Annotated in this window: 25 protein-coding genes; 12 read left to right on the forward strand and 13 right to left on the reverse strand. The window is 67.9% G+C overall.

Annotation, left to right across the window (positions count from 1 at the left end):
* The first annotated feature begins 1 nt into the window (after window position 1).
* A complete protein-coding gene (locus tag AC4HOU_RS05555; protein ID WP_195019708.1) occupies window positions 2-799 on the forward strand; it encodes an ABC transporter permease in 798 nt (265 codons plus the stop codon).
* A gap of 85 nt (window positions 800-884) precedes the next feature.
* Here AC4HOU_RS05555 and AC4HOU_RS05560 read toward each other — a convergent pair whose 3' ends face one another.
* A complete protein-coding gene (locus tag AC4HOU_RS05560; protein WP_163811998.1) occupies window positions 885-1,244 on the reverse strand; it encodes a DUF4254 domain-containing protein in 360 nt (119 codons plus the stop codon).
* Window positions 1,245-2,111: 867 nt separating this feature from the next.
* On the opposite strand from AC4HOU_RS05560, the gene AC4HOU_RS05565 reads away from it, so the two are divergent.
* Window positions 2,112-3,368, forward strand: a complete 1,257-nt coding sequence (locus tag AC4HOU_RS05565) for a cytochrome P450 family protein (RefSeq protein ID WP_280212451.1) — start codon at window positions 2,112-2,114, stop codon at window positions 3,366-3,368.
* Between the two features lie 74 nt (window positions 3,369-3,442).
* Complete coding sequence (locus AC4HOU_RS05570) at window positions 3,443-5,257, forward strand: acyl-CoA dehydrogenase family protein (protein ID WP_194989674.1); 1,815 nt, start codon at window positions 3,443-3,445, stop codon at window positions 5,255-5,257.
* 120 nt (window positions 5,258-5,377) lie between these two features.
* Here AC4HOU_RS05570 and AC4HOU_RS05575 read toward each other — a convergent pair whose 3' ends face one another.
* Entirely contained in the window at window positions 5,378-5,998 is a 621-nt protein-coding gene (locus AC4HOU_RS05575) for a TIGR03085 family metal-binding protein (protein ID WP_194989673.1), read from the reverse strand.
* 174 nt (window positions 5,999-6,172) lie between these two features.
* Here AC4HOU_RS05575 and AC4HOU_RS05580 point away from each other — a divergent pair, with 174 nt between their 5' ends.
* The 3 genes from AC4HOU_RS05580 to AC4HOU_RS05590 all read left to right on the forward strand — a co-directional run bounded on the left by AC4HOU_RS05580 (window position 6,173) and on the right by AC4HOU_RS05590 (window position 9,087).
* On the forward strand, window positions 6,173-7,312 hold the full coding sequence (locus tag AC4HOU_RS05580; RefSeq protein ID WP_163811716.1) for an LLM class flavin-dependent oxidoreductase: 1,140 nt from the start codon (window positions 6,173-6,175) through the stop codon (window positions 7,310-7,312).
* 4 nt (window positions 7,313-7,316) lie between these two features.
* Window positions 7,317-8,018 carry an FMN reductase gene (locus AC4HOU_RS05585; RefSeq protein ID WP_194989672.1) on the forward strand — a complete coding sequence of 234 codons (702 nt, stop codon included), beginning with the start codon at window positions 7,317-7,319 and terminating at the stop codon, window positions 8,016-8,018.
* Between the two features lie 208 nt (window positions 8,019-8,226).
* The gene (locus AC4HOU_RS05590; protein WP_138447223.1) at window positions 8,227-9,087 is read left to right on the forward strand and encodes a helix-turn-helix domain-containing protein; all 861 of its coding nucleotides are present in this window, start codon (window positions 8,227-8,229) and stop codon (window positions 9,085-9,087) included.
* Here AC4HOU_RS05590 and AC4HOU_RS05595 read toward each other — a convergent pair.
* Both AC4HOU_RS05595 and AC4HOU_RS05600 read right to left on the reverse strand, forming a co-directional pair.
* Window positions 9,084-9,917, reverse strand: a complete 834-nt coding sequence (locus AC4HOU_RS05595; RefSeq protein WP_195007021.1) for an ABC transporter permease — start codon at window positions 9,915-9,917, stop codon at window positions 9,084-9,086. The genes AC4HOU_RS05590 and AC4HOU_RS05595 overlap by 4 nt on opposite strands.
* Window positions 9,914-10,729, reverse strand: a complete 816-nt coding sequence (locus AC4HOU_RS05600) for an ABC transporter permease (protein WP_194990239.1) — start codon at window positions 10,727-10,729, stop codon at window positions 9,914-9,916. The genes AC4HOU_RS05595 and AC4HOU_RS05600 overlap by 4 nt, the downstream gene beginning before the upstream one ends.
* A 280-nt stretch (window positions 10,730-11,009) precedes the next feature.
* Between AC4HOU_RS05600 and AC4HOU_RS05605 the strand changes: the two genes are divergently transcribed.
* Window positions 11,010-11,507 (forward strand): hypothetical protein, encoded by a 498-nt coding sequence (locus tag AC4HOU_RS05605; RefSeq protein ID WP_228806316.1) that lies wholly within the window; start codon window positions 11,010-11,012, stop codon window positions 11,505-11,507.
* A 13-nt stretch (window positions 11,508-11,520) separates the two neighbouring features.
* On the opposite strand, the gene AC4HOU_RS05610 is transcribed toward AC4HOU_RS05605, so the two are convergent.
* On the reverse strand, window positions 11,521-11,946 hold the full coding sequence (locus AC4HOU_RS05610; protein ID WP_163811707.1) for a DUF4254 domain-containing protein: 426 nt from the start codon (window positions 11,944-11,946) through the stop codon (window positions 11,521-11,523).
* A gap of 197 nt (window positions 11,947-12,143) precedes the next feature.
* Window positions 12,144-12,917: an SDR family oxidoreductase gene (locus tag AC4HOU_RS05615; RefSeq protein ID WP_194990238.1), complete on the reverse strand. Its 774-nt coding sequence runs from the start codon at window positions 12,915-12,917 to the stop codon at window positions 12,144-12,146.
* Window positions 12,918-12,987: 70 nt separating this feature from the next.
* Between AC4HOU_RS05615 and AC4HOU_RS05620 the strand changes: the two genes are divergently transcribed.
* Window positions 12,988-13,341: a winged helix-turn-helix transcriptional regulator gene (locus tag AC4HOU_RS05620; RefSeq protein ID WP_228806315.1), complete on the forward strand. Its 354-nt coding sequence runs from the start codon at window positions 12,988-12,990 to the stop codon at window positions 13,339-13,341.
* Window positions 13,342-13,364: 23 nt separating this feature from the next.
* Here the strand turns inward: AC4HOU_RS05620 and AC4HOU_RS05625 are convergent, their stop codons facing one another.
* Window positions 13,365-14,708: a TIGR03118 family protein gene (locus AC4HOU_RS05625; protein WP_194990237.1), complete on the reverse strand. Its 1,344-nt coding sequence runs from the start codon at window positions 14,706-14,708 to the stop codon at window positions 13,365-13,367.
* Between the two features lie 114 nt (window positions 14,709-14,822).
* Here AC4HOU_RS05625 and AC4HOU_RS05630 point away from each other — a divergent pair, with 114 nt between their 5' ends.
* On the forward strand, window positions 14,823-15,320 hold the full coding sequence (locus AC4HOU_RS05630; RefSeq protein ID WP_194990236.1) for a peroxynitrite isomerase: 498 nt from the start codon (window positions 14,823-14,825) through the stop codon (window positions 15,318-15,320).
* Window positions 15,321-15,553: 233 nt separating this feature from the next.
* A complete protein-coding gene (locus AC4HOU_RS05635) occupies window positions 15,554-15,868 on the forward strand; it encodes a hypothetical protein (protein WP_194990235.1) in 315 nt (104 codons plus the stop codon).
* On the opposite strand, the gene AC4HOU_RS05640 is transcribed toward AC4HOU_RS05635, so the two are convergent.
* The 5 genes from AC4HOU_RS05640 to dxr form a co-directional block, all read right to left on the reverse strand.
* Window positions 15,828-17,615 carry a penicillin-binding transpeptidase domain-containing protein gene (locus tag AC4HOU_RS05640; protein WP_194990234.1) on the reverse strand — a complete coding sequence of 596 codons (1,788 nt, stop codon included), beginning with the start codon at window positions 17,613-17,615 and terminating at the stop codon, window positions 15,828-15,830. The genes AC4HOU_RS05635 and AC4HOU_RS05640 overlap by 41 nt on opposite strands.
* Before the next feature lie 68 nt (window positions 17,616-17,683).
* Window positions 17,684-18,547, reverse strand: coding sequence for a GNAT family N-acetyltransferase (locus AC4HOU_RS05645; RefSeq protein ID WP_194990233.1), 864 nt, complete (start codon window positions 18,545-18,547; stop codon window positions 17,684-17,686).
* Window positions 18,548-18,617: 70 nt separating this feature from the next.
* Entirely contained in the window at window positions 18,618-19,775 is a 1,158-nt protein-coding gene (gene ispG, locus AC4HOU_RS05650; protein ID WP_130917267.1) for a flavodoxin-dependent (E)-4-hydroxy-3-methylbut-2-enyl-diphosphate synthase, read from the reverse strand.
* A gap of 125 nt (window positions 19,776-19,900) precedes the next feature.
* Entirely contained in the window at window positions 19,901-21,103 is a 1,203-nt protein-coding gene (locus AC4HOU_RS05655) for a M50 family metallopeptidase (RefSeq protein ID WP_195019709.1), read from the reverse strand.
* A gap of 194 nt (window positions 21,104-21,297) precedes the next feature.
* A complete protein-coding gene (gene dxr, locus AC4HOU_RS05660) occupies window positions 21,298-22,437 on the reverse strand; it encodes a 1-deoxy-D-xylulose-5-phosphate reductoisomerase (protein ID WP_195019710.1) in 1,140 nt (379 codons plus the stop codon).
* 97 nt (window positions 22,438-22,534) lie between these two features.
* Here dxr and AC4HOU_RS05665 point away from each other — a divergent pair, with 97 nt between their 5' ends.
* Complete coding sequence (locus AC4HOU_RS05665; RefSeq protein ID WP_163811690.1) at window positions 22,535-22,819, forward strand: DUF2631 domain-containing protein; 285 nt, start codon at window positions 22,535-22,537, stop codon at window positions 22,817-22,819.
* Window positions 22,820-22,912: 93 nt separating this feature from the next.
* Here the strand turns inward: AC4HOU_RS05665 and rlmN are convergent, their stop codons facing one another.
* Window positions 22,913-24,022 (reverse strand): dual-specificity RNA methyltransferase RlmN, encoded by a 1,110-nt coding sequence (gene rlmN / locus AC4HOU_RS05670; protein ID WP_163811688.1) that lies wholly within the window; start codon window positions 24,020-24,022, stop codon window positions 22,913-22,915.
* A gap of 132 nt (window positions 24,023-24,154) precedes the next feature.
* Between rlmN and AC4HOU_RS05675 the strand changes: the two genes are divergently transcribed.
* A complete protein-coding gene (locus AC4HOU_RS05675; protein WP_163811686.1) occupies window positions 24,155-24,484 on the forward strand; it encodes a LapA family protein in 330 nt (109 codons plus the stop codon).
* Window positions 24,485-24,492 lie beyond the last annotated feature (8 nt).

Raw genomic sequence — 24,492 nt, forward strand, 5'->3', positions numbered from 1 at the left:
AATGCTGGTGTGGACCGGGCGCGGACGTGCGCTGGTGCTCGCGGTGTTCGCGGTGGTGGTGCTGGTGGTCTTCGCGGCCCCGATCGCGACGGTGTTCGCGGCCGCGCTGGCCGGCAGCTGGACCGGGCCGCTGCCGTCGGATCTCGGCACCGCCAACCTCGAACGAGCGCTCTCGGGTGAGCAATTGGCCAGCCTCTCGGTCAGCGTGCAGACGGCGCTGCTGGCCGGCGCGGTGTCCCTGGTGCTCGGCACGTGGTCCGCACTGGCGGGGCGCGAGGCACCGCAGTGGTGGCGGCGGCTGACCGATGCGGTGTTCCACCTGCCGGTGGCGGTGCCGTCGGTGGCGATCGGGCTCGGCGTGCTGATCGCGTTCAACGAGCGGCCACTCGTGCTCGGCGGCACCAAATGGATTGTCATCGTGGCGCATTCGGTGCTGGTGCTGGCGTATACGTTCAGCGCGGTGTCGGCGGCCCTCGACCGGCTCGACCCGGCGTACCGGCAGGCGGCCGAATCACTCGGCGCCGACCCGGTCCGGGTGCTGTGCCAGGTGACGCTGCCGCTGCTGCTGCCCGCTCTCGGCGCCGCCGCGGGCCTGGCCGTCGCCCTGTCCATGGGCGAGCTCGGCGCCACCATCATGGTGTATCCGGCCACCTGGAAAACGCTGCCGGTCAGCATTTTCGCGCTCACCGATCGCGGCGAGGTGTTCGACGCCGCCGCGGGCACCACGGTGCTCGTGCTGGTCACGCTGCTGGCGCTCATCCTGCTCGGCCGGATCAAGGGCCGCGCCGCACTGCGCTGAACAACGAGATCGGCCGGTGGTGGTCCGGGCGGACCTCCACCGGCCGATCGAGCGGCTGTCCAGTGGGATGGACGCGGCCGCGGCGTTACTGCTCCGGCAACCGCCGACGGCCGCCGGTCACCTCGGCGATCAAATCGGTGTAGCCGTCGACCAGTTCGGCCAGGTGGTACCAGTGCTTGTGCGTGTTGTCGCTGCGCGCACCATTGGTATCGATGGCCTGATTGGCGTTGACCCAGCTGCGCGCCATCCGGTCGATCACCGCCCCGAGGCTCTCGGTGTGCAGGGTGGCGCCGTTGCGATGCTGCGGCACCTCCTGGGTGATCCACTCGTTGATGTCGTCGACGAGTTCAACCCTGCGACAGTCGATTTCGGCCACCAACGCGGTATCACGCAGTTGGGCGCGCCGCTCGTGCAGTTCGACCAGCGCATGCGCCGAGCGCAACATCTCGCGGTCCTGGAACCGCCGCCCCTGGAAGGCACACAGCAATTGCGGCGCCGTCGGCAGAACCCCCACCGTCGGCGCGCTCATCCCCACACCCCGAACTCACCCGACACCATCACACTTTGTACCAACATGATTGGCTCTCTGTTCGGTTATCCGGATCGGATCGCTTGTTCACAACAAGGATAGGCAGATTTTGCACTTACCGATGCAAGAACACAAGACCCCAGAACGCAATATTGCGAACTACTTTGTGCGTACCGGGCGGTTGGTCTGACGCCTCGTACACGACGACCAGGCCTGGCGACGACAGGACTACCAGTCCTCCTCCAACTGCTCGGCATCATGCCCGGAACCCCCGCTGAGCAGCAGCTAAGTCCGCGCTATCCGTCCACAGCCGGGTCGGAACGGCTATGGCAACTCGACCGTCATCGCTCCAACGCCCTACGCAAGCCCCCTGGCAGCCACCTCGCTACCCGCGGGTAGGTAAACGCTTAGGCCTGCGGCCTCGAGTAGGTAACGAGTAGTATCCCCGGGGTGCCCAATTCGGTTCCCGCGATGCACATTTACTGACTCCCGCCGAGTCGGTGACCTCGCGGCAACCCAACCACGGCATGTGGTTGCACGTTTCATGCTGGTGTTGTGTTGACGTTTGACCGGAGGAACTGCTGTGAGCCCGCGACCCCGGTACCACACGTCAGCACTACGACACCTGCGCGCTGAAACCTACCCGTGCGCACAACCGGTGACCACCGATTCAGACCCGATCATCGGAACCCGGCCGGCACCAGGAAACGTGCGCGCCGCAGCTCAATCCATCACCCGCTCAGCCAAGGAGATCTCGGGGTGCAGTACCCAACGTCCGCAGCCGTGACGAACATCGACGATCTCGGCCCGCGAATCCCCATCTACACCCAAGCCTTCGCGGCCGACCCACATGGTCACTACCGACAGATGCGTGAGCGTTACGGCAGCGTTGTCCCGGTGGAGATCTGGCCAGACATCCCAGCGACCCTGGTGATCGGCTACCACACGGCCAGAAGCATCCTGGGCGACACAGCACACTTCTCCTCCGATCCGCGCCGATGGCAAGCAACCTTGACAGAGGTGCAGCGCCACGCACCGATCATGGGGATGCTGGAATGGCGACCGAACGCCCTTTTCAACGACGGCATGGACCACAGCCGCCACCGCGGCGCAGCCAACTACGCCTTGGCCGGAGTCGACCTCGAGGAGGTGCGCCAGACGGTCAAGGTCATCTCCAATCGGTTGATCAACCAGTTCATCGGCCGGGGGCGAGTCGATCTACTCAAGGAGTACGCGGAACCACTCGCATTCGAGGTGCTGACCTCGATCGTCGGCTGCCCGGCGCATCTGGGCGAAAGAGTGGCCGCCGCCTCGGCGATACTTTTCGAGGGCGTCGATCCCGACACTGCCCAAACAGTGAACCAGAGCTTTGCGGATACGTTTACCGAGCTTGCTCGCTTGAAAAGCACTCAAAGCGCCGACGATATCGCATCGCGGCTTCTCCAGCACCCGGCCGAACTCGATGACATCGAGTTCGTCAGCCATATGCTGACGTTCTTCTCGGCTGGGTCGGAGATTCCGAAGAACTGGATCGCAAATACGTTGTATCTGATGATGACCGATTCCCGGTATCTCACGACGATCGACAGCCCTCAGCTGAGTACGCTGACCGCGCTCGAAGAGACGCTGCACAACGAACCGCCGCTCGCCAACTACTGCGTCGTGTACCCCCGCGGTCCGCAGCTCATCGACTTCCCCAAAGACGGGGAAACGACAAGCGTCTGGCTGCCTGCAAACCAACCGGTCATCACCAGCATGGCGGCGTGCACCTCGAGCCCAGAAGTGAACACGGGCGACTTCACCGAGGCACGTCACAATCTCGCGTTCGGTTTGGGCCCGCACACATGCCCAGAAGCCGCACAGCGCGTGGCCCGATATACCGCGCATGAGGCGATCGATCAATTGTTCGACCACATACCCGACCTTTCTCCCGATTTCCCGTCCGGTCAGATGCTCTGGCGGCCCGGTCCGTTCCACCGCGCCCTCGAGGGGCTACCGGCCAAATTCTCACCGACGCAACCCGTTCCGTATGTCGGGTAGCAGATCGGTGGGTAAGTAGTAGAAACGAGGTTCGGCGCAGACAGTGGGCCGGGCAGAGGTAGTGGGTGAGTTGTATGACAATTTCAGATGCTCATGTTTTCGCGATCGATCCGTCGGCCGAGGAAAACACGACAGTAGATGAGGCACTGCAACGAGTGATATTCGGCGAACACCGGGATCTTCACCTTCGTATTCGCGACGCCCTCATCGAACTGGACGACCGGCCGAGGCCCGACCTCAGGCACTCCCAAGAAGCCGAACTCGCTCCAGGCCTGCTTCGCAAAGCTCTCCCGGCAATCGGCGCAACGGCCGTCGATCTCGCCTCCGACGCCCAGACTCGCGGTGCATTCTGCGACTGGGCCCAGGTGCTCGCACCGCGAATGTTTCTCATCCTGACCGGACACATCGACTTGTCCACCAATGCCATCCGCACGCTCGGCAACGGTTCCGCGTATCAGCGGCAATGCCTGGCCGAGTTGAACACCGGAGCCACGGTCGGGGGCCTCGGCCTTACCGAACTCGATGGAACGAACGGCGCAGACCACCAAACGACTGCGACGTGGGATCCCGCCACGGACGGGTTTTGGCTGAACTCGCCGACGCCGGGGGCGTGCAAATACATGCCCAACGTCGGAGACCCTTCGACCCCGAAAACCTTTGTCATCACTGCTCGCCTCTTTGTCGACGGACACGACGAGGGTGTGCTGCCCTTCTTGACACGACTACGGACCGCTGACGGCCCAGCAGATGGCGTCCGGATATTCCGCTTGCCCGACAAGTCGTCAGGCCCGATGGATCATGCCCTGATCCGCTTTGCCCGCTTCTGGGTTCCCCGTGATGCGCTGCTGGGGGGATCCATGGCGCAGATGACGCCCGATGGTCGATTCGAGTGCCGCGTGTCGAAGCGCGAACGCTTCTCCAAGGTCATCGCGATCCTCAGCCAAGGCCGACTCGACCTCGCCACCGCCGCGATCACAAGCGCCCGCGCCGGCCTCGTGGGCGCGTATCACTACGCATCCCAGCGTATGTCGGGGACCGGGACGGTCATGATGGCACGCGACAACGTCGGTGCGGATCTGATGCCAGCGCTGGCGGCAACGTATGCCACCAGCGCTTTGGGTCGACGTATCCGCGATATGGTGTCCGCCGACCCCGCCGGGGCGCAGAACGTCGTTTTCGCCATGCTTGCCAAACCATTGCTGTCCTATACCGCCCACGACGTCTTGAAGGTCTGCCGATGGCGCACGGCCAGCCAGGGCATCTTGCGCAGCAACCGCATGGTCGATTGGATCGGCAACCTCGAGGCCATCATCACCGCGGAAGGCGAGAACCAAATCCTGCAGGTGGTCGCGGCTAGCGCCGGCAGCGACCTGGCCGGGTTGGAGCTACCGGGGACGCCGCGTGAAATGCCCTGGTATGTCGATGTGCTCGGCCGGCGAGCACGAGCAATCGCCGATGGACTGGCTACCGGCGACGCCACGGCTGCGGGCGCGGTCATGGGCCGAAATTCCGCAGCGATCCAACTGACGACCGCCACGGCCGAGCGCCTCGCGGTGACAGCCCTTGTCGCCTCGGCCGACGAAACCGACGATCGCAGCGCAAAAGAGCTCATACTGCTTCTCGCCGAGGCCTATGCACTCGACCGGATACGGCACAACGGCCTGTGGTACACCGCCCGAGGCATCCTCACGCAGGAGCGTGCCCGGGAAATAGAGATCAGGTTGGCTGAATGTTGGGCAGAACTCCAGGGCGAGTTCCCCACCCTCTTGAGCGCATTCCAGATTCCGGCCATCCCGGGCGCCCCGCTGTTCGCACCTGGACGCGACTACAAGCAGGCACTCGTGGACGCTGTGGCGGGCGCTGATCCTGGATACTTCAGCGCCGGCTGAGTCTCCCAGGCGCCCGCGTCACGCAATTCTCCTCGAGCTGGTGTGGCTCTCAACCCTGCGCTTGGGGGCCACACTCGTTCAGGAGAGCGAGATGCGGCGGCTCAGTGCGCCGTTGGCGCCTCACACACTCCGGTCACAGGTCAGCGCGGCCTCGACCGCCACGGTTTCGCCGGCGGCCTCGATCCGCACCCGGTCCCGCCCGAAGGCGTGCAGCAGCAGTTCGGCGGGTTCGCCGCACAGCACGACCTCGTCGGCACCGGGGCGGGCGGTGATCCGGCGGCCGTCGGGGGTTTCGAGCACGACCGCGACCGGGCAGTTGCGGTAGGACATGCGCGCGGTGCGGGTGAGCAGCTTCCAGAGCTGGTCCTGATCGGCGGCGGGCAGCTCGCGGGGGTCCCATTCGTCCGCGGCCCGGCGGACGTCCTCGTGGTGGATGAACATCTCGGAGAGGTTCACCAGGGCGTCGACGGGGCGCAGCGGCGACCACCACGGCGGGCCGGTGCGCACCTGCTCGATGAGGTCCGGGAACGAGCGCTGGGCGGCTTTCGCCTGGACGCGGTCGGTGTAGCCGGCCAGCCGGTCGATCAGGATGCCGGGCGCCGCGTCCGGGCGGCGTTCGCGAACGACCAGATGGGCGGCCAGATCGCGCACGGTCCATTCCCCGCACAGGGTGGGCGCCTCGGGCCCGGCGGCGATCATCGCCTCGGCCAGGGCCTGTCGTTCGCGGCGAGCCATGCTCATGTGTCGACCCTAACACCGGGCGTTCGGCCGGTCGGGGCCGTCATCGGGGCGGTCGGCGGATCGGTCGCGGCCGGGAATCGCGGGGCGGGCAGCGCCCGGGAATAGCCCGGCGACCGGCCGCGTTCCCTTGGTTGCCATGTCCACCAACTCGGTGGACGAGAGGAGGAGGGCATCGTGCAGTTCGGAATCTTCACCGTCGGGGACGTCACCGTCGACCCCACGACCGGCCGCGCCCCGAGCGAGGCCGAACGGATCAAGGCCATGGTGGCGATCGCCCTGAAGGCCGAGGAGGTCGGGCTCGACGTCTTCGCCACCGGTGAACACCACAACCCGCCGTTCGTCCCGTCCTCGCCGACGACGATGCTCGGCTATATCGCCGCCCGCACCGAGAACCTGCGGCTGTCCACCGCGACCACTCTGATCACCACCAATGATCCGGTGAAGATCGCCGAGGATTACGCCATGCTGCAACACCTGGCCGACGGCCGGGTGGATCTGATGCTCGGCCGCGGCAACACCGGACCGGTTTATCCGTGGTTCGGCAAGGACATCCGCGACGGCATCCCGCTGGCGGTGGAGAACTACCACCTGCTGCGCACGCTGTGGCGGGAACCGAAGGTCGACTGGCAGGGCAAGTTCCGCACACCGTTGCAGGGCTTCACCTCGACGCCGGCGCCGCTGGATCAGACTCCCCCGTTCGTCTGGCACGGCTCGATCCGCTCCCCGGAGATCGCCGAACAGGCCGCCTACTACGGTGACGGCTTCTTCCACAACAACATCTTCTGGAACAAGGAGCACACCGCGCAGATGGTGGCGCTGTACCGGCAGCGCTTCGAGCATTACGGCCATGGCAGCGCCGATCAGGCCATCGTCGGTCTGGGCGGTCAGGTGTTCATGGCCGACACCGAGGCCGCGGCCAAGAAGTTCTTCCGCCCCTACTTCGACAACGCGCCGGTCTATGGGCACGGCCCGTCGCTGGAGGAGTTCACCGAGCTCACGCCGTTGACGGTGGGCACACCCGAGCAGGTGATCGAGCGGACCCTCGGCTTCGCCGACAATGTCGGCGACTATCAACGTCAGCTGTTCCTGCTCGACCATGCCGGACTGCCGCTCGAGGTGGTGCTCGAGCAGATCGAGATCCTTGGCCGCGAGGTGGTGCCCACGCTGCGCCGGGAGTTCGAGACGCGTCGTCCCGCGCATGTGCCCAGCGATCCGCCCACCCACGCGAGCCTGGTGGCGGCCGGTCCGCAGGCACCGCATCACCTGGTCGAGCCCGCGCGCGAACGCGTGCTCGCCGCAGCGAGCGAGGAGTGAAGCGATGACACGACGAGTAGTGGTCCTCACCGCCGGGCTGTCGCAGCCGTCGTCGAGCAGGTTGCTGGCCGATCAGCTGGCCGATGCCGTCTCGGCGGCGGTGACCGCACGCGGTGAGGCCGTCGAGTTCGAGGTGGTCGAACTGCGCGAGCTGGCCACCGAATTGGCGACCACCACCATCACCGGTGGTCTGCCGACGGCAGCGATCGCCGAGGTCAGGGCGAAGGTGTCGGCCGCCGACGGCGTCATCGCCGTCACGCCGGTATTCGCCGCAAGCTACAGCGGCCTGTTCAAGATGTTCATCGACGTCCTCGATCCCGAGGCGCTCAACGGCATGCCGGTGCTGATCGCGGCCACCGCGGGCACACCGCGGCATTCGCTGGTGCTCGACCATGCCATGCGTCCGCTGTTCACCTACCTGCGCGCCGTCGTCACGCCTACCGGGATCTTCGCGGCCACCGAGGATTTCGGATCGACCGGGCTCACTGAGCGGGTGCGCCGCGCGGCGGCGGAATTCGCGACGCTCGTCGTCGCCGAACAGAACGCCGTCGGCGGATTCGTGCAAGAGCAACCGCGCAGGCAACGCCATTCGGGAAATACCCTCGCCACACCGACGCCGTTCGCCGAGCTGCTGGCCGGCCATACCGGTCAGGTCGGGTCGCCGAAGACCCGGCACGACCGGCCCGGCCACGTACCGCACAGCTGAGCCCGCCGGTGCCGCGGCATCGGGCCGACTCGCGGATCCGTCCGCCGTATCTGCCCATACGCTCGTAGAACCGCTTCCGACGTCGTAGATTCGAGACAACACGCGTCTGGGGCCGGCGGCGGAGCGGCTCGGCCCGGTGGGTGCCGGACGCGCTACGAGCCGGGAACGATGACGCGACCCGATGCGGGTGCGCAGCGAAGGGGTTGTCATGGCGGGCAAGCGCACGATCCTCACCGCGGGCCTGCGGCGGCTGTCGGTGCTGCTGACCGAGATGCGTGAGCAGGCGAATCTCACCAAGGAAGAAGTCAGCGCCAAGACCGGGATCAATGTGACCACGCTGTACCGGATCGAGCGCGCGCAGGCGCGGCCGCAACGGCGCACCCTGTTGACGATGCTGGACCTGTACGGCGTCGACGAGGCCCGCCGCAAGGACGCGCTGGAATTGCTCAGCGATGCGCAGAAGCCCGGAATGTCGCGCCCGTACGAGGCCAGCCTCACCGAAGTCTATGCGGCATATATCAATTTCGAGTCCGTGGCGCTGTCGGCGCGGCACTACCAGACCTCCTACGTGCCAGGCCTGCTGCAGACCGAGCAGTACGCGTTGGCGGTGATCGACACGACGATGCCCAAGGTCGACGCCGCGGTGATGGAACGCCGGGCCCGCGCTCGGATGGACCGTGCCGCGGTGCTCACCAAGGACGATCCGCTGGAGTTGTGGGTGGTGCTGGACGAGGCCGCCATCCGGCGGGTGGTCGGCGGGCCGGAGATCATGCGCGGGCAGCTGCACCGGCTGCTGGAAGAGGTGTTGAAGAAGAACGTGATCCTGCAGATCCTGCCGTTCGACGCGGGCGCCCATCCGGGCATGGCAGGCGCGTTCACCCTGCTGGATTTCCATGATCCCGCCGATCCGGAACTGGTGTATGTCGAGGGCATCGCCGGCGACGCGCTGATCGAGGGGCACAACGAGATCCGCCGCTTCGGCGTCATCTTCGATCAGCTGCGCGCCATGGCATTGAGTCCCCGCGATTCGGCGGCCCTGATCTCCGAGGCCGCGAGCGCCCTGAGCTAACGCCGGCTGGCCCGGCGGTAGCCGATGGCCGCGGGGATCGCGAACACCAGGATCGCACCCACCGACCAGGCCAGCGTCGCCAGCAACGGCTCGCGCACCGGCCCGCCCAGCGACAGTCCGCGCATGGCGTTGATGGCGTGGCTCATCGGCTGGTACTCCACGATCGGGCGCGCCCATCCGGGGTAGGCGGCCAGCGGCACGAATCCGGTGCTGAAGAACATCATCATCGACGAGCCCAGCGAGATCGCCTCCACTACCGCCGTTCTCGCCCCGAACACCGCGACGGTGGTGACCACCGTGGCGAAGGCGAGCCCGAACAGCAGTGGCACCCCCAGCAGCGCCACCGCTGCCGCGAAACCCTGCTCGAACCGGAATCCCAGTACCACCCCGACCGCGAACAGCACCACCGTGCAGGTCAGGATGCGCACGCCCTCGGCGACGATCCGGGCCGCGAGCCCGGAGGCCCGGTGCACCGGGAGCACCCAGAATCGGGCCAGCAGCCCGGCGTCGCGTTCGCGGCCGAGGGTGATCGCACCGGCCAGCGACCCCGACATCACCCCGACCAGCGCCACCATCGGCACCGAGCCGTAGAGCGCGCTGGCGCCGGAGAACGCCGAGATCTGGCGACCGAGCACGGTCTGCAACATCACCAGCAGCAAGGCCGGGAACAGCAGCGACTGCATGAGCGTCAGCGGATCGCGCCACCAGCGCAGCAGCAGCCGCTGGGTCTGGATCAGGGTGTGCGGCACCAGCAGGCGAAGGGTTTCGGTGGTGCCGGTGACCACGGGCAGCCCGCGCACACCGATGGGGTCCGGCGTCTGGGTGGTCATCGCCTGCGCACCGATTCCGCGACGGCCAGGCCGCCGAATACCAGCATCAGCCCGCACACCCAGGCCAGGGCGGGTCCCATGATCGGCCAGTCCACCGCGCCCGCGTTGCCCGTCGAGTCGCCGGCCAGCGCGCGCAGGGCATCGATGAACCGGGATATCGGCTGGTAGGTGGCGAAACCCTGGATCCAGGACGGGAATTGCTCGGCCGGAGCGAACCCGGTCGACACCATGCCGAGGATCAGCTGCGGCAACACCAGGAACTGGGTGGTCGCCTCCGGATTGCGGGTGAGCCGCCCCAGCCAGTCCGCGCCGAGCGCGAACGCCGCCGCGATCAGCAAGGCGAGCACGACGAAACCGGCCGTGTGCCACCAGCTGCCGTAGAACCGGAACCCGATCACCGTGCCGCACACCACCGCCGCGGCCAGCGACACCGCGGTGCGGTACAGCGCGGCCGCCATCCGCGCGGCCAGCGGCACCGTCGCGGCGATGGGCATGGAACCGAACCTGGCGTCCAAACCGTCTCGGGCGTCCGTCGCCGCGCGTAACGCGGCCGAGCCGGCGCAGAAGGCCACCGACTGCATCACGATCATCGGCATCAGGAACTGCGCGTAGCTGCTGAGGCCGTGACCGTAGAAGCTCATCACCAGGTTCAGCGGCACATAGAAGCCGAGGGTGAACACCGTCGGCGCGAGCACCGCGGTCAGCAGTTCGCCGTTGCGCCACGACGGACGGATCAGCCGCCGGGTGAGCACCCACCACTGCCGGACGGCGCCGGCGCGCGCCGCCGTCCGGATACCGGCCGGTGCGCTCACCGCCACGGTCCTGAGCTCGACACCCGCTCATCGTCCTCCGTTCGGGCGCTCGCGGCCATCACTTCGCGGTCACGGCGTGGTGGACGGATCCGTTCGGGGTGTGAATTCCCACTGCCCGCGCGCCCGCCACCGTCGGCACGCTGCCTCGGCGCAGCAGGCCTGTGACCCGAAAACACTTTCTACCCAGCGATTTCGAGGCCGAAGATACGCTCAGGGACCGACGCTGCACTGCCTGCCACGAAGGTGACGAGACAAGGCCTGATCGGTAACGTGTTCGACGATGAACAGCATGGAAGCCCGGTTGGGTGAGGCGGCGCGGACGGTACCGCTACCGCACCCGTGGGACCTGAACGCCTACCTCGCTCAGGTGGCCGCGCACCGGAGCAGGCCGCTGTCGCTGCAGCCCGCCCATCGGTCGGCACTGGCCGATATCGGTTGCGGCGGCAATGGGTTGTGGATCGCACGCAAATACGACGACATCATCGTCTACGACGCTGCGGCAGCGGGCCGCAATGCCGAGCACATCGTGCTGCACGCCGTCGGCCATATGCTGCTCGGGCACGGCGATCTCGACGCGCCGGCCGCGGAGCTGTCTCCGACGCTGGCCTCGGTGGTGTCGTCGATGGCGCCGGGTGCCGTCGCGCATGTGCTCGGTCGCGACGATTTCGGCCCCGAACGCGAACGCGATGCGGGGGTGTTCGCGGAGATGACCATGGTGTACGCGACGCTGCCGCGGCGCAAGGAACGGACGTTCCGCTTGTTCGGCCGCGGTCGATAGCGGCTGTCCCCGCTCACCACTCCCCCGCGGCGTCGGGCAGTCGGCGATTGCCGTCGAGCACTTCGACGATGAGGTCCTGATAGCTGTCGGCCACCTCGTGCAGCCGCACCCACGCGTCGTAGTACACGGTGTCGGGAGCGTGCGCCGAGGCCACGAACGCATGCACGGTCAGCTGTGCCATCCGGTCGACGATGCTGCCGACGGTTTCCGAATGCAGCCGGGCCGAACCGTGCGGGATCGGCGTCGCCAGCGTCACCCAGCGATCGATCGCCCGCACCAGCTGTCCGCGTCGGCGATCCAGCTTCGCCAGCGCGCTCACCGGGGTGCGCTCGCGCTGCTCGTGCAGCTGGGTGAGCTCGCCGGCGGCGTCGAGCATCGGATGATCGGCGTGCGGGAGGCCTCGGCAGGCCGCGAGCACGAGTTCCTTGCTCGGGATCATCGGCACCACCGCACCCGCACCCGCACGCGCTCGCGGCGCAGTAGCGAGCCAGGCTCCGGCTGTCGCCGCGGCCCCGGACTCACTGCACCGTTCACCCCGATAGCGTCCACTACTTCCCGGCGGCCGTCATCGTTTTCCGCAACTCTCGGTGTCACAGAACCGGTGGTCCATCCGATTCGCCGGATTTCGGCGGTGATTCAGGCCGGCACGGACGCGGATCGCCCCGTCAGATAGTCCGGCCCGCCGACGTAGGTGGTGGTCCCGGACTCCGCGGTACTGGAGGCCGCCGCCGCGACCGCCTCGGCGAATTCGGCGATCGTCGGCAGCTCGGCCTGCTCACGGCGCGCCGAAACGGCCGCCGGGTCCCGCCGCTGCAACAACCGCACGATGATGGTGCCGTCGATCATGTCCCCGGACACGACGAGCAGCCGAATCCCCCGCTCGGCCAGTTCCGGGATCATCGCCCGCAACGCGTCCTCACCGGCCCGCTTGCTCGCCGCGATGGGCTCGTAGTCGGCCGGCACGGGCTTTCGGCCATGGAAATGCGCCTGATGGCTGGTGACGAAGACGATCCGGGAACCGGCAGGCATATGCGGCAACGCCAAGCGCACCAGACGCACCTGCGCGTCTCTATTGATGGCCATCGGATACTCGGGTGCGGCACCGCGTTCCAGCCCGCCGGAGGCGTTGAGCACCAGCACATCCACCTGCCCGTGCCGCTGGGCGACCGCATCGACCATCGCCTGCGCGGAGGATTCGTCGCAGATATCGGCGCCGACGGTGGACGCGGCCCCGCTGGCGGCGATGATCTCGGCCGCCAGCGCGTCGGCCCGCTTGCGCTTCTCGCGGTAGTTGATGACGACGTGGTCGCCGCCGGCCGCCAGCACCCGGGCCGTCTCGGCGCCGATGCCACGGGACGCGCCTGTGATCACGACCGTGCGCCGTCCGGCCTTCGCCTCGGTTTCGCCCACTCGCCTACCTTCCGTCCACGCGACAACCCGACCCCGTGCTTCTGATTTAGAATCACTATGCTGGTTCTGAATGAGAAGCGCAAGTGAGCCGACGCCGTCCCGCGGCCGACATGATCCCACCGTCGCGCCGATGCTGGCCGCCATGGACCTGCTCGGTCAGCGCTGGGTGCTGCGAGTGATCTGGGAGCTGGAACCGGGCAGGCTCGGGTTTCTCGAATTGCGCAGGCGGATGGGCAATTGCTCGTCGAGCATGCTGTCGACGCGGCTGCAGAGTTTGCAGACCGCGGGGCTGGTGACCAAAAACGCGGACAAGTCCTATGAGCTCACCGAGGCTGGGGCCGAACTCGGTGAGGCGTTGGAGCCGCTGTGGCGCTGGGCCGAACGCAGGCAGCCCGCGGTGCCCGACTCGCCGAGTGGTTCCTGAGTTCCACTCGGCGAGTCCACGGCTCACTTGAGGCGGATGCTGGAGAAGTGCGCGGTCTTCGGCGTCGGGGCGGCGGTCAGGTACAGCGCGTCGGAATCTCCGAGCGACGCGCCGTCACCGAACTCGAGCCCGCGCAAGCCGGGCACCGACAGCGGTGCGCCGCCGGTATCCCGGACGTAGTCGACGAACTCACCGGTGGTGTCGTCGTAGGCCAGGATGTGGCCCACGCCCGCGGTATTGCCGATCAGCAATTTTCCGCTGAGCGGGCCGAAGGTGGACGGGGTGACGGTGACCGCCCACGGCGCGTTGAGCCTGCCGCCGTCATCGAGGATGCGCACCAGCGAACCGTCGGCGGCGAACTCGGCGACCTTGCCCTTACCCGGCTTGCCCGCGGCAGCGCTTTCACCGTCGGCGTCGGCCACCGCGCGCTCGCCCACCGCGAACTTCTCGGCGTCATCGGAATCGGGCCTGGTCACCGCGTACGAGACGAACACACGGTCACCGATGGTGGTGACATTGAACGGCGCCGGATCACCCGGAACCGCCTTGCGGCCGAGCTCCGGTTTCTCGGCGTCGACAGCCTCGCCGGTGGCGAACGGATTGGCGAACCCGGATGTCGGCACCAGCTGCCAGTTCTTGTCGAACGTGCGCACCTGCGGTTCGGCGCCGAAATCGGCGGCGAGCAGCTTGTCCCCCGAGGGTGCGAGGGCGATGCCGTAGAACGCCATCTTCTGCGCCGATCCGTCGAAAACCAGGTTGGCCGGACCGTCGTGCCGGATGACGGCACCGTCGGGCGCGATATCGGTCCAGGCGGCCAGCGTGCCCGCATCGGTCGCGATGATGTTGCGCGCCGAGCCGGTCAGCAGCAGCGGCGGCACCCCCTCGAACGGCACCGGCTGATCGCGCACCACGAACGCATCCGAGTTCGGCGGCGCCGGATTCGCCACCACACCGGTCACGGTGCCCGCGCTGTTGGCGGAGGTGTCGGCATCGACACCGGGCACGGTCATAGCCGTGAATCCGTCCTGGGACAACGTGTGCAGCTCCGGTTTCGCCGCCGAGCGCACATCGCCGAGGAAACCGAAGGCCTTGCCGCCCGCGCCGACGAGGAAATGGCCGCCGGGCCGATCGCTGAACCCCCACGCGTTGACCAGATCGGACACGGTGACCGCGGCGTGCGCGCCCTCGTCGCCGGACGCCAGCGCGGTCACGACATAACGGTTGCCGTCCAACCCGACCTCGCCCGTCCCGGTCGCGGAGTCCGAGCAGGCCGCGGCGAGCGCGACAGCGGTGGCGAGCGCCGACATCCGCAACAGGGTCGTGCGCGAGCGCCAGTTACCGGAATCGGCCCGGTGTCCGTACAGCATTCTTGTCCCTTCCGACAACACAGCCCCTCACCCATCAGGCGTCGCTCACCTTAGCGTGTAAGAAACCGGGGAGCCGGGAAACATCATCTCGGCCATGGGTTTAAGCTGACCGCCGTGGTCGAACCCCAGCCGCCCATCGCGCCCCATCCCGATATCGCACCGCTGGCCCCACTGCTGGGCACCTGGCGCGGCACCGGACACGGCGAGTACCCGACGATCGAGCCGTTCGACTACCTCGAGGAAATCCACTTCGGTCATATCGGCCGGCCTTTCCTCACCTATCGGCAACGCACCCGCGCCGCCGACGACAATCGCCCGCTACACGCCGAAACCGGGTACCTGCGCTGTCCGCGACCGGATCGCGTCGAGCTGATCCTGGCGCATCCGACGGGTATCACCGAAATCTGCGAAGGCGCCCTGACCGTCACCTCCGACGAGATTCGCGTCGAATTCGAGTCGACGAATATCGGGCTCAGCGGCACCGCGAAATCGGTGACCGCGCTCGGCCGCTCAATTCGGCAATCCGGCGACGTCATCGACTACACGCTGCGCATGGCGGCGGTCGGTGAATCGTTACAACATCATCTGGCAGCCACGTTGCGTCGCGCGTGAAGCTTTTCGCTACCTCGATCGCCGGATAACGAGGCGGTCACGAATCGGCCATGCCTCAGGTCACGATTTTCGCTCCGATATCCGCCTGCTCACATTTTTCTTGTCCGGAACAGTGCTGAGCGCTTAGGTTGGCCTCAACAGCAAACATTCAGTCATCATCTGGCGAATTCACTTGCCGCAACGAGGCTGCAGCACGAGCTCTTCCCGCACACCCTGATTCGAGGGAGCCGGCCATGAAGCGTTCTACCCTTGTCCTCATCACCGCCGGAATGATTTTGGGCGGCGCCGGTGTCGTCGAAATCCTCGGCACGGACACCGCCGCTTCCGGGGGCGCCGTGCACCCGGCCGTCGTCCGTGACATTCAACCCCCCCGCGAATCTCCGCGAAGTTATCCGAACGCGACCGTCGACCCCGTCACCGCGACCCAACTGTTCTTCGCGGTGCACCAGCTCGCCGCCCAGCAGCCATCCGGCCGCACCGCGGACGTGTCGCCCGCCGACGGCCTGCTCAGTATCCCGGCGGAAGCGCCGCGAACATATCCCGGGTAACGGCGACCGCGTTATCGGAACTCCCGCCTTTGACCAGCAGCGTCGCGAATGCGAGGTCACCGCGGTAGCCGACGAACCACGAATGTGAGCCGCCGTCGACCTCGGCCTCACCGGTCTTGCCGTACACCTCGCCCTGATCGGCGATGCGGCCGGCGGTGCCGCCGGTGACCACCTTGCGCATCATCATCCGCAGACCGTCGATCACCTCCGGGTCGATCGAGGGGCGATCGCCGTCCACGACGGTCTCGCGTCCGGCGATCAGATACGGCACCGGCACCGAACCGTTGGCCACGGTCGCCGCGACCAGCGCCATCGCGAACGGGCTCACCACCACCCGGCCCTGCCCGATGCCGTCCTCGGCCCGCTGGACCTCGTCCTCGGCCGGTGGCACCGATCCAGAAGCTGTCGGCAAACCGGCCACCGTGTACGTCGGCCCGATCCCGAACGCCGCCGCCATATCGTGCAATGCCTCGGCGGACAACCCGCTGGCCAGTTTCGCGAACGTGGTATTGCAGGACCGCTCGTAGGCGGTCGCCATCGGCACACTGCCCACCGTGAAGAGGTTGTAATTGGGGATGGTGCGTTCACCGATCACGGTCTGGCTCGGGCACGGCAGCACGGTGTCGGGGGTGGCCAGGCCTTCGTCGATGGCGGCCGCCGCGGTGACGGTCTTGAACACCGATCCCGGCGGATACTGGCCGATGGTCGCGATCGGCCCGTCCCGGTCGGCGGCCTCGTTCTGCGCGACGGCCAGGATCGCACCGGTCGACGGCTGGATCACCACCATCATGGTCTGCTCGGTGCGCAGCGATACCGCGTGCTGGGCGGCATTCTGCACATTGCGGTCGACGCTGAGCGAGAACGACGGCGCCGGTTGGGCGGCGACTTCGGTCAACACCCCGATCTGCGCGCCATTGGCGTTCTCGAGCACGACGCTCCAGCCCGCCTTGCCGTCGACCTCGTCGATCACGGTCTGGCGGACCTGCGTCATCAGATCGGGGGCGAACTCGCGCCGGGTGGGCACCAGATCCCACTCCTGGGTCAGCGTCACCCCCGGCAGGCCGATGAGTTCGATGCTGACCTGGTCGAATTCGAATTCGCTCAGCTTGGCGACGGTGTAGGCGCCCTGGGCCCGCCGGGCCGCATCGAGGATCGCCGACGCGGTGAGGTCCTTGTCGAAGCGGATCAGGGCGGCCGAGAGCGCGCCCGCCACCGAGCCCGGATCACTGGCATCGGCCGTGCGGAACACCACCCGCGACACCTTGCCGGGGACCAGCACATCGCTGCCGGATTGTTCGTTGACCCTGGCCCGCGGCGCCGGCTCGGCGCGCAGTTCCATCTTCTGGGTGTCACCGAGTTCGGGGTGGATATTCGACGAGGTCCAGCGCACCGTCCAGCGTCCGTCGGTGCGGGCCATCTGCAATGTCCCGGAGTAGGTCCACACCCGGTTCTTCGGCAGTACCCATTCGTAGGTGTAGTCGACGGTCGCGGTGTCACCGGTGACGCGGGCAGCACCGGTGCGCGCGCTCAACTGCTCGGCCTGCAAACCCTCCCACGCCGAAACCAATGCCTGCCGTGCCGATTCCGGCCGGCTGGTGTGCCCGGCGGCCGCATCGACATCATGGGCGGCAAAGGCGCTGACGAAGGCCTCGGCAGCCGCGGCAGGACCCTGCGGGCCCGCCGCGCAGCCGGCTGCGGCGACCGCGAGCGCGGCGACGGCAAGCACGAGGAACACGCGAATCGACATCGGCACCGATGGTAGCGGCCACCGCCGGGCAAACACCTGTGGCGCACCGCAGTTCGGGCCGGGCAACCTCAGTCGAGCAGCACGGTGGTGAAGGTGGCGATCTGCCGGAAACCCACCCGGCGGTAGGCCTTGCGCGCGATCTCGTTGTAATCGTTGACATACAGGCTGGCCGTGCGCCCGGAGGCGATCACCGCATTGGCGACGGCGGCGGTCCCCGCGGTGCCGAGGCCGTTGCCACGCCGATCGGGATGCACCCACACGCCCTGGATCTGGCCGGTGCGCCGCGACAGCGAACCCACCTCGGCTTTGTACACCACGCGCCCGTCCTCGAACCTGGCCCAGGCGCGGCCGGATTCGATCAAACCGGCGACTCGGCGACGGTAGCCGCGGCCGCCGTCACCGGCGCGCGGGTCGACGCCCACCTCCTCGATGAACATGGCGATGGCGGCCTGCAGATAGCGGTCGAGTTCCTCCGGCCGCACCCGGCGCACCAGCGGATCCGGTGTGGCCCCCGTCGGTTCGTCCAACGCGAGCAGCGGCTGGTCGGCCCGCAGTTCCCGGGCGGGGCCCCAATGCTCGGCCAGCATCTCCCACAGCGGCAGCGCCAGCTCTTGTCTGCCGACCACCGAGGAGCAGATGCGGGGCCAGCGGACCGCCCGTTCGGCGAAGGCGCGCAACGCGTCCTGATCGCCGAGCAACGGAACCAGGTTGACCCCGGAGAAGCACAGCGACTCGGCCGGACCGCCGCGGCTCCACAGTTCGCCCTGGCCGCCGCTGCCATCGATACCGAATTCTTGCAACCGGGCCGCGACCATGCAGCAGGCCACGGGATCGGCATCCAGCACTCGCAGGACCTGCGCCAGGTCCCGCTTGGCGAGCTGACGCGCGGGAGGGTTCTTCGCGCGTCGCGTCGGCTCCAGCAGACTCCGCACGTCTCACAGCCTGCCATGAACCGGGGCCGCGTGCCCCGGGTATCTCGAAACCCCTGGTCCGGTGCGGCGTTCAGCCGACGGTGACGACCGGTTCCCCGGCGCCGACATCCTCGCCCATCTCTTCGGCGATGCGCATGGCCTCTTCGATCAGGGTCTCCACGATCTGCGCTTCCGGCACGGTCTTGATGACCTCGCCCTTGACGAAGATCTGCCCCTTGCCGTTGCCGGAGGCGACGCCGAGATCGGCTTCGCGGGCCTCACCCGGTCCGTTGACGACGCAGCCCATCACCGCCACCCGCAGCGGAACCTCCATGCCCTCCAGTCCGGCGGTCACCTCGTTGGCCAGGGTGTACACGTCGACCTGGGCGCGCCCACAGGACGGGCACGAGACGATCTCGAGCTTGCGCGGACGCAGGTTCAGCGATTGCAGGATCTGCCCGCCGACCTTGATCTCCTCCGCCGGCGGCGCCGACAGCGACACCCGGATGGTGTCGCCGATGCCCTCGCTGAGCAGTGCGCCGAAGGCCACCGCGGATTTGATCGTGCCCTGGAATGCCGGACCGGCCTCGGTGACGCCGAGGTGCAGCGGGTAATCGCACTGCGCGGCCAGCTGGCGGTAGGCCTCGACCATGATCACCGGGTCGTTGTGCTTGACCGAGATCTTGATATCGCCGAAGCCGTGCTCCTCGAACAGGCTCGCCTCCCACAGCGCCGATTCCACCAGCGCCTCGGGAGTGGCCTTGCCGTACTTCTCCAGCATCCGCTTGTCCAGCGAACCGGCGTTCACGCCGATGCGGATCGGGATTCCGGCGTCGCCTGCGGCCTTGGCGACCTCCTTGACCCGGCCGTCGAACTCCTTGATGTTGCCCGGGTTCACTCGCACCGCGGCGCATCCGGCGTCGATCGCGGCGAAGATGTAGCGCGGCTGGAAATGGATGTCGGCGATCACCGGGATCTGCGACTTCTTGGCGATGGTGGCGAGCGCGTCGGCGTCCTCCTGGCGCGGACAGGCCACCCGCACGATGTCGCAGCCGGACGCGGTGAGCTCCGCGATCTGCTGCAACGTCGCGTTGACGTCATGGGTCTTGGTGGTCGTCATCGACTGCACCGAGATCGGGTGATCGCTACCCACACCGACGTTGCCCACCATCAGCTGACGGGTCTTGCGGCGGGGAGCCAGCACGGCCGCGGGCGCGGTCGGCATCCCCAATCCGATTGTGCTGGTCACCTTCGGCTGCCTGCTTTCGTCTGGTTCGGGCCTACTCGCCTGCGAGTCTAGTCGCGCGCGCGTGACGTTCTCGTGTGACCACCGTGACAGCGCGAGGGCCGTCACTCGAACATCGGGTGCGCTGGTCAGGGGAACAGTTCGATCGGGTTGACGATGTCGGCGACCAACGTCAGCACCATGTACGCACCACCGATCACCACCGCCACATAGGTCACCGGCAGCAACTTCAGGTAGTCGACCGGCGCGCCCGGCGCCAGCCCCTTCCAGCCGCGGACGGTGTTGCGCAGTTTCTCGTAGAGCACCACCGCGATATGCCCGCCGTCCAGCGGCAGCAGCGGCAGCAGGTTGAACGCGCCGAGGAAGAAGTTCAGGCTGGCCAGGACCAGGATGAACAGGCCCCAGAGCCCGCGCTCGGCGGTCTCGCCCCCGATCTTCGAGGCGCCGTACACGCTCACCGGGGTTTCCGGATCGCGTTCGCCGCCGGTCACCGCGGTCCACAGGTCGGCCACCTTGGCCGGCATCTGGGCCAGCGATTCGAAGGTGCGCACGAACATGTCGCCGGTGAACGCCCCGGCCGCGGGGATGGCGGCCAGCACGTTGTACTTGACCGGCCCGTAGTAGTCGGAACCGACGCCGACCGCGCTCACCTCGCGACCGGGTCCACCGTCGGACGGATAGCGGATCACGCGCTCGGGGGTGACCGGAATCGTCAGGATCTCACCGTCACGCTCGATGGTGTAGGTGAAGGGCCCGGTCTGGTTCTGGGTCTCGGTCTGGAACTCCCGCCAGGTCTCGACCTCGACCCCGTTGACGGCTTTCACCACGTCACCGCGCTGCAGCCCGGCCCGCTGAGCGGGGCCGGTGCCGGTGCACTCGGCCAGCGTGCCATCCGGGTTCTGGGTGGCGACGCAGCTCATCTCACCGAGAGCGGTGGCCGGCGGCTGGTTGAAGTTCGGCAGCCCCCAGCCGACGGCGAGCACCACCACCAGCAGGAAGCCGAGCAGGAAGTTCATCGCGATGCCGCCGAACATGACGACCAGACGCTTCCAGGTGGCCTGGCGATACATCGCCCGGTCCAGTTCCTCGGGCTCGAGCTCGTCGAGCGCGGTCATGCCCGCGATATCGCAGAACCCGCCCAGCGGCAGCGCCTTCAGGCCGTACTCGGTCTCACCACGCCGGAACGAGAAGATGCGCGGCCCGAAGCCGATGAAGTAGCGGCGCACCTTCATCCCGGTCGCCTGTGCGGCCCACATATGCCCGCACTCGTGTAGTGCGATCGAGATCGTGATGCCGAGGGCGAACAGCGCGAAACCGAACGCGAACACCATTTGCTCTACAGCCCTCCTGCGTTGCGCAGCTCGTCAGTTCCCGGCACGCACGCGTCCTGGGTCGGCCGCGAGCACGCGTCCACAGTACCGGCAGCGTTCGGCGGTGACCGGATGCGTCTACCCGGCAGCGCGCGGTCCGGCGCTGTGAGCCGGGCAGTGGGCCGCGATGGTCGCCGCCGGACCGCGCGTGCCGACTAGGTGAGCACCAGTTTCCGTGCGTACTCCCGCGCCCAGGCATCGGCCGCGAGCACTTCCTCCAGGCTGGTCGGTTCGGCGCGCCAATCGTCGGCAGCGGCGACCGCGAGACCGACGGTGCGCACGATCTCGGGGAACCGGATCGCGCCGTCCAGGAAGGCCTGCACCGCGACCTCGTTGGCCGCGTTGTACACCGCGGTCACGCAGCCGCCCGCGGTACCGGCCTGCCTGGCCAGCTCCACCGCGGGAAAGACCTCGTTGTCCACCGGTTCGAACTCCCAGGTCGTCGCGGTGGAGAAATCGCAGGGCGCCGCAGCACCAGGCACCCGGTCGGGCCAGCCGAGTGCCAGCGCGATCGGCAGCTTCATATCGGGCGGGCTGGCCTGAGCCAGCGTCGAGCCATCGGTGAAGGTGACCATCGAGTGCACGATCGACTGCGGATGCACGGTGACGTCGATGCGGTCGTACGGAATGCCGAACAGCAGATGCGTTTCGATCAGCTCGAGGCCCTTATTGACCAGCGAGGCCGAGTTGAGCGTGTTCATCGGGCCCATCGACCAGGTGGGATGGGTTTTCGCCTCGGCGGGGTTGACCGCTTCCAGCATCTCGGTGGTCCAGCCGCGGAACGGTCCCCCGGACGCGGTGAGAATGAGCCGGTCCACTTCCTCGGCGCGCCCGCCGCGCAGGCATTGCGCCAGCGCGGAATGCTCCGAATCCACCGGCACGATCTGTCCGGGCGCGGCGGCGCGAGTCACCAGCGAGCCGCCCGCGACGAGAGATTCCTTGTTCGCCAACGCAAGTCGCGCGCCAGAGTGCAGGGTGGCCAGCGTCGGTTCCAGTCCGAGCGAACCGACCAGCGCGTTCAACACCACATCGGCTTCGGTGCGGCGCACCAGCTCGGTCACCGCGCCGGCCCCGCCGAGCTCGACGCCGAGCCGCTGGGCCGCGGCCGGATCGGCCACCGCCACATTGGCGGTACCGGTGGCCGCCATCTGCGCGGCGAGCAGATCGGCATTACCGCCGCGCGCGGCCAGGCCGACCACCTCGAACTTGCCGGGGTTGGCGGCGATCACCTCCAGCGCCTGGGTTCCGATGGAACCGGTGCTGCCGAGCAGGAGAACTCTTACGACGTCGGACACCCGCACATTCTGACCGACACCGCACCCTGCTGGCTACGACGACCGGTCGTATGCCACGATATCGGGCAGTATCCGATTCTCGAGCTGAGGAGCGATCGTGGCCGCCACGGAACTCGAAACCACCACCAGTGACCGCGCCGTCACCACTGTGGATCCTGCTGAGGTTCCGTCGGCCGCATGGGGCTGGAGCGGCGAGTCCAGGCGCGCCTTCCGGATCGCGGGCTGGATCGTCGTGCTCGCGCTGCTGGCGATGCTGTTCGAGGGCCCGCAGGGCGCCTCTTCCGGCACCGGCAACGTCGGCTACATCTTCCTCGTCGCCTCCGCGATCGGCCTTGCCGTCATCCTCATCCGCGACAGCATCCTGCGCCGCAAACCGCGCTAGTCCCGGCGCGCTCGCACTCGATCACCAGCGCCCCGGCGGCTCGATCCGCGGATCAGCGGCCGGGGCGGCGTTCTGCTCGCCCGCAGGTGCGGCTCAGCCTTCGGCGGCCAGCTGCCCGCAGGCCGCCGCGATCTCCTGACCACGGGTATCGCGCACCGTGCAGGGCACGCCCTTGGCGTTGACCCGCCGCACGAATTCCTGTTCCACCGGCTTCGGGCTGGCATCCCACTTGCTGCCCGGCGTCGGATTCAGCGGGATCACGTTGACGTGCACGCGCGAGCCGAGTGCCTTGTGCAGCTTCTCCCCCAGCATGTCCGCCCGCCACGGCTGATCGTTGATATCGCGAATCAGCGCGTACTCCACCGATACTCGGCGACCGGTCTTGTCGGCGTAGTAGCGTGCGGCGTCGAGCACCTCGGCCACCGGCCAGCGGTTGTTCACCGGTACGAGGGTGTCACGCAGCTCGTCGTCGGGGGTGTGTAGCGAGACCGCCAGCGTCACCGACAAGCCCTCGTCGGCCAGCTTGCGGATCGCGGGGGCGAGGCCGACGGTGGAGACCACGACGTTGCGCTGGGAGATGCCGAGACCGTCCGGCGCCGGTGCGGTGATGCGCCGCACCGCGTTCAGCACCCGCTTGTAATTGGCGAGCGGCTCACCCATGCCCATGAAGACGATGTTCGACAGCCGGCCGGGACCGCCGTGTACCTCGCCGTCACGCAGTGCGGCGGCCGCGGCCCGCACCTGGTCGACGATCTCGGCGGTCGACAGGTTCCGGTTCAGCCCGCCCTGACCGGTCGCGCAGAACGGGCAGGCCATACCGCAGCCGGCCTGGCTGGAGATACACAGCGTCGCCCGGTCCGGGTAGCGCATGAGCACGCTCTCCAGCAGGGTGCCGTCACCGGCCCGCCACAGCGTCTTGCGGGTATCGCCGCCGTCGCACGCGACATGCTTGACCGGGGTCAGCAACGGCGGGAACAGCGCCTCGCCGACCTTCGCGCGCACCGGGGCCGGCAGGTCGGTCATCTGCTCCGGGTCGGCCTGCAGCCGCCCGTAGTACTGGCGGGCGATCTGGTCGGCCCGGAAGGCCGGCAGCCCGAGTTCGGCCATCGCGGCGCGGCGGCCGTCGGCGTCCAGATCGGCCAGGTGGCGCGGCGGCATCCCACGGCGCGGGGCATCGAAAACCAGGGGCAGGGAGACGGTCATAGTTTCTCCAGTGTCCCATCCCCCGGGGCGTCGACCACATCACATCCCCTCGACGGCTCCGCTGCGGCCGCGGGAGCGCGCCGTGGCACGGAAATCCGTGCGGGAGCGATAGCTGTCGGGAATGATCGATATATGTCTACCCATGCCGCTGACCAGGTGCCCGAACCGGAGCCGATCCCGCAGACCGAACCGGCCGTCACTCCGCGCACCCGCCGCACGCTGGAGAAGTCGAAGGCGGGATACACCTGGGTCGGCCTCGTCGTGGCCGCGCTGCTGGGTGTCGTGCTGCTGATCTTCATCCTGCAGAACCTGGAGCGGGTGGAGGTCGACCTCCTGTTCTGGACCTTCGGCCTGCCGCTCGGAGTATCGGTGCTGCTGTCGGTGATCGCCGGTGCGCTGGTGATGGCGCTGGTCGGCGGCGTACGCATCATGCAGTTGCGCCGCGCCGCCAAACGCCCCTGACCGCGGCT

This window comes from Nocardia sp. JCM 38205, assembly GCF_058222935.1.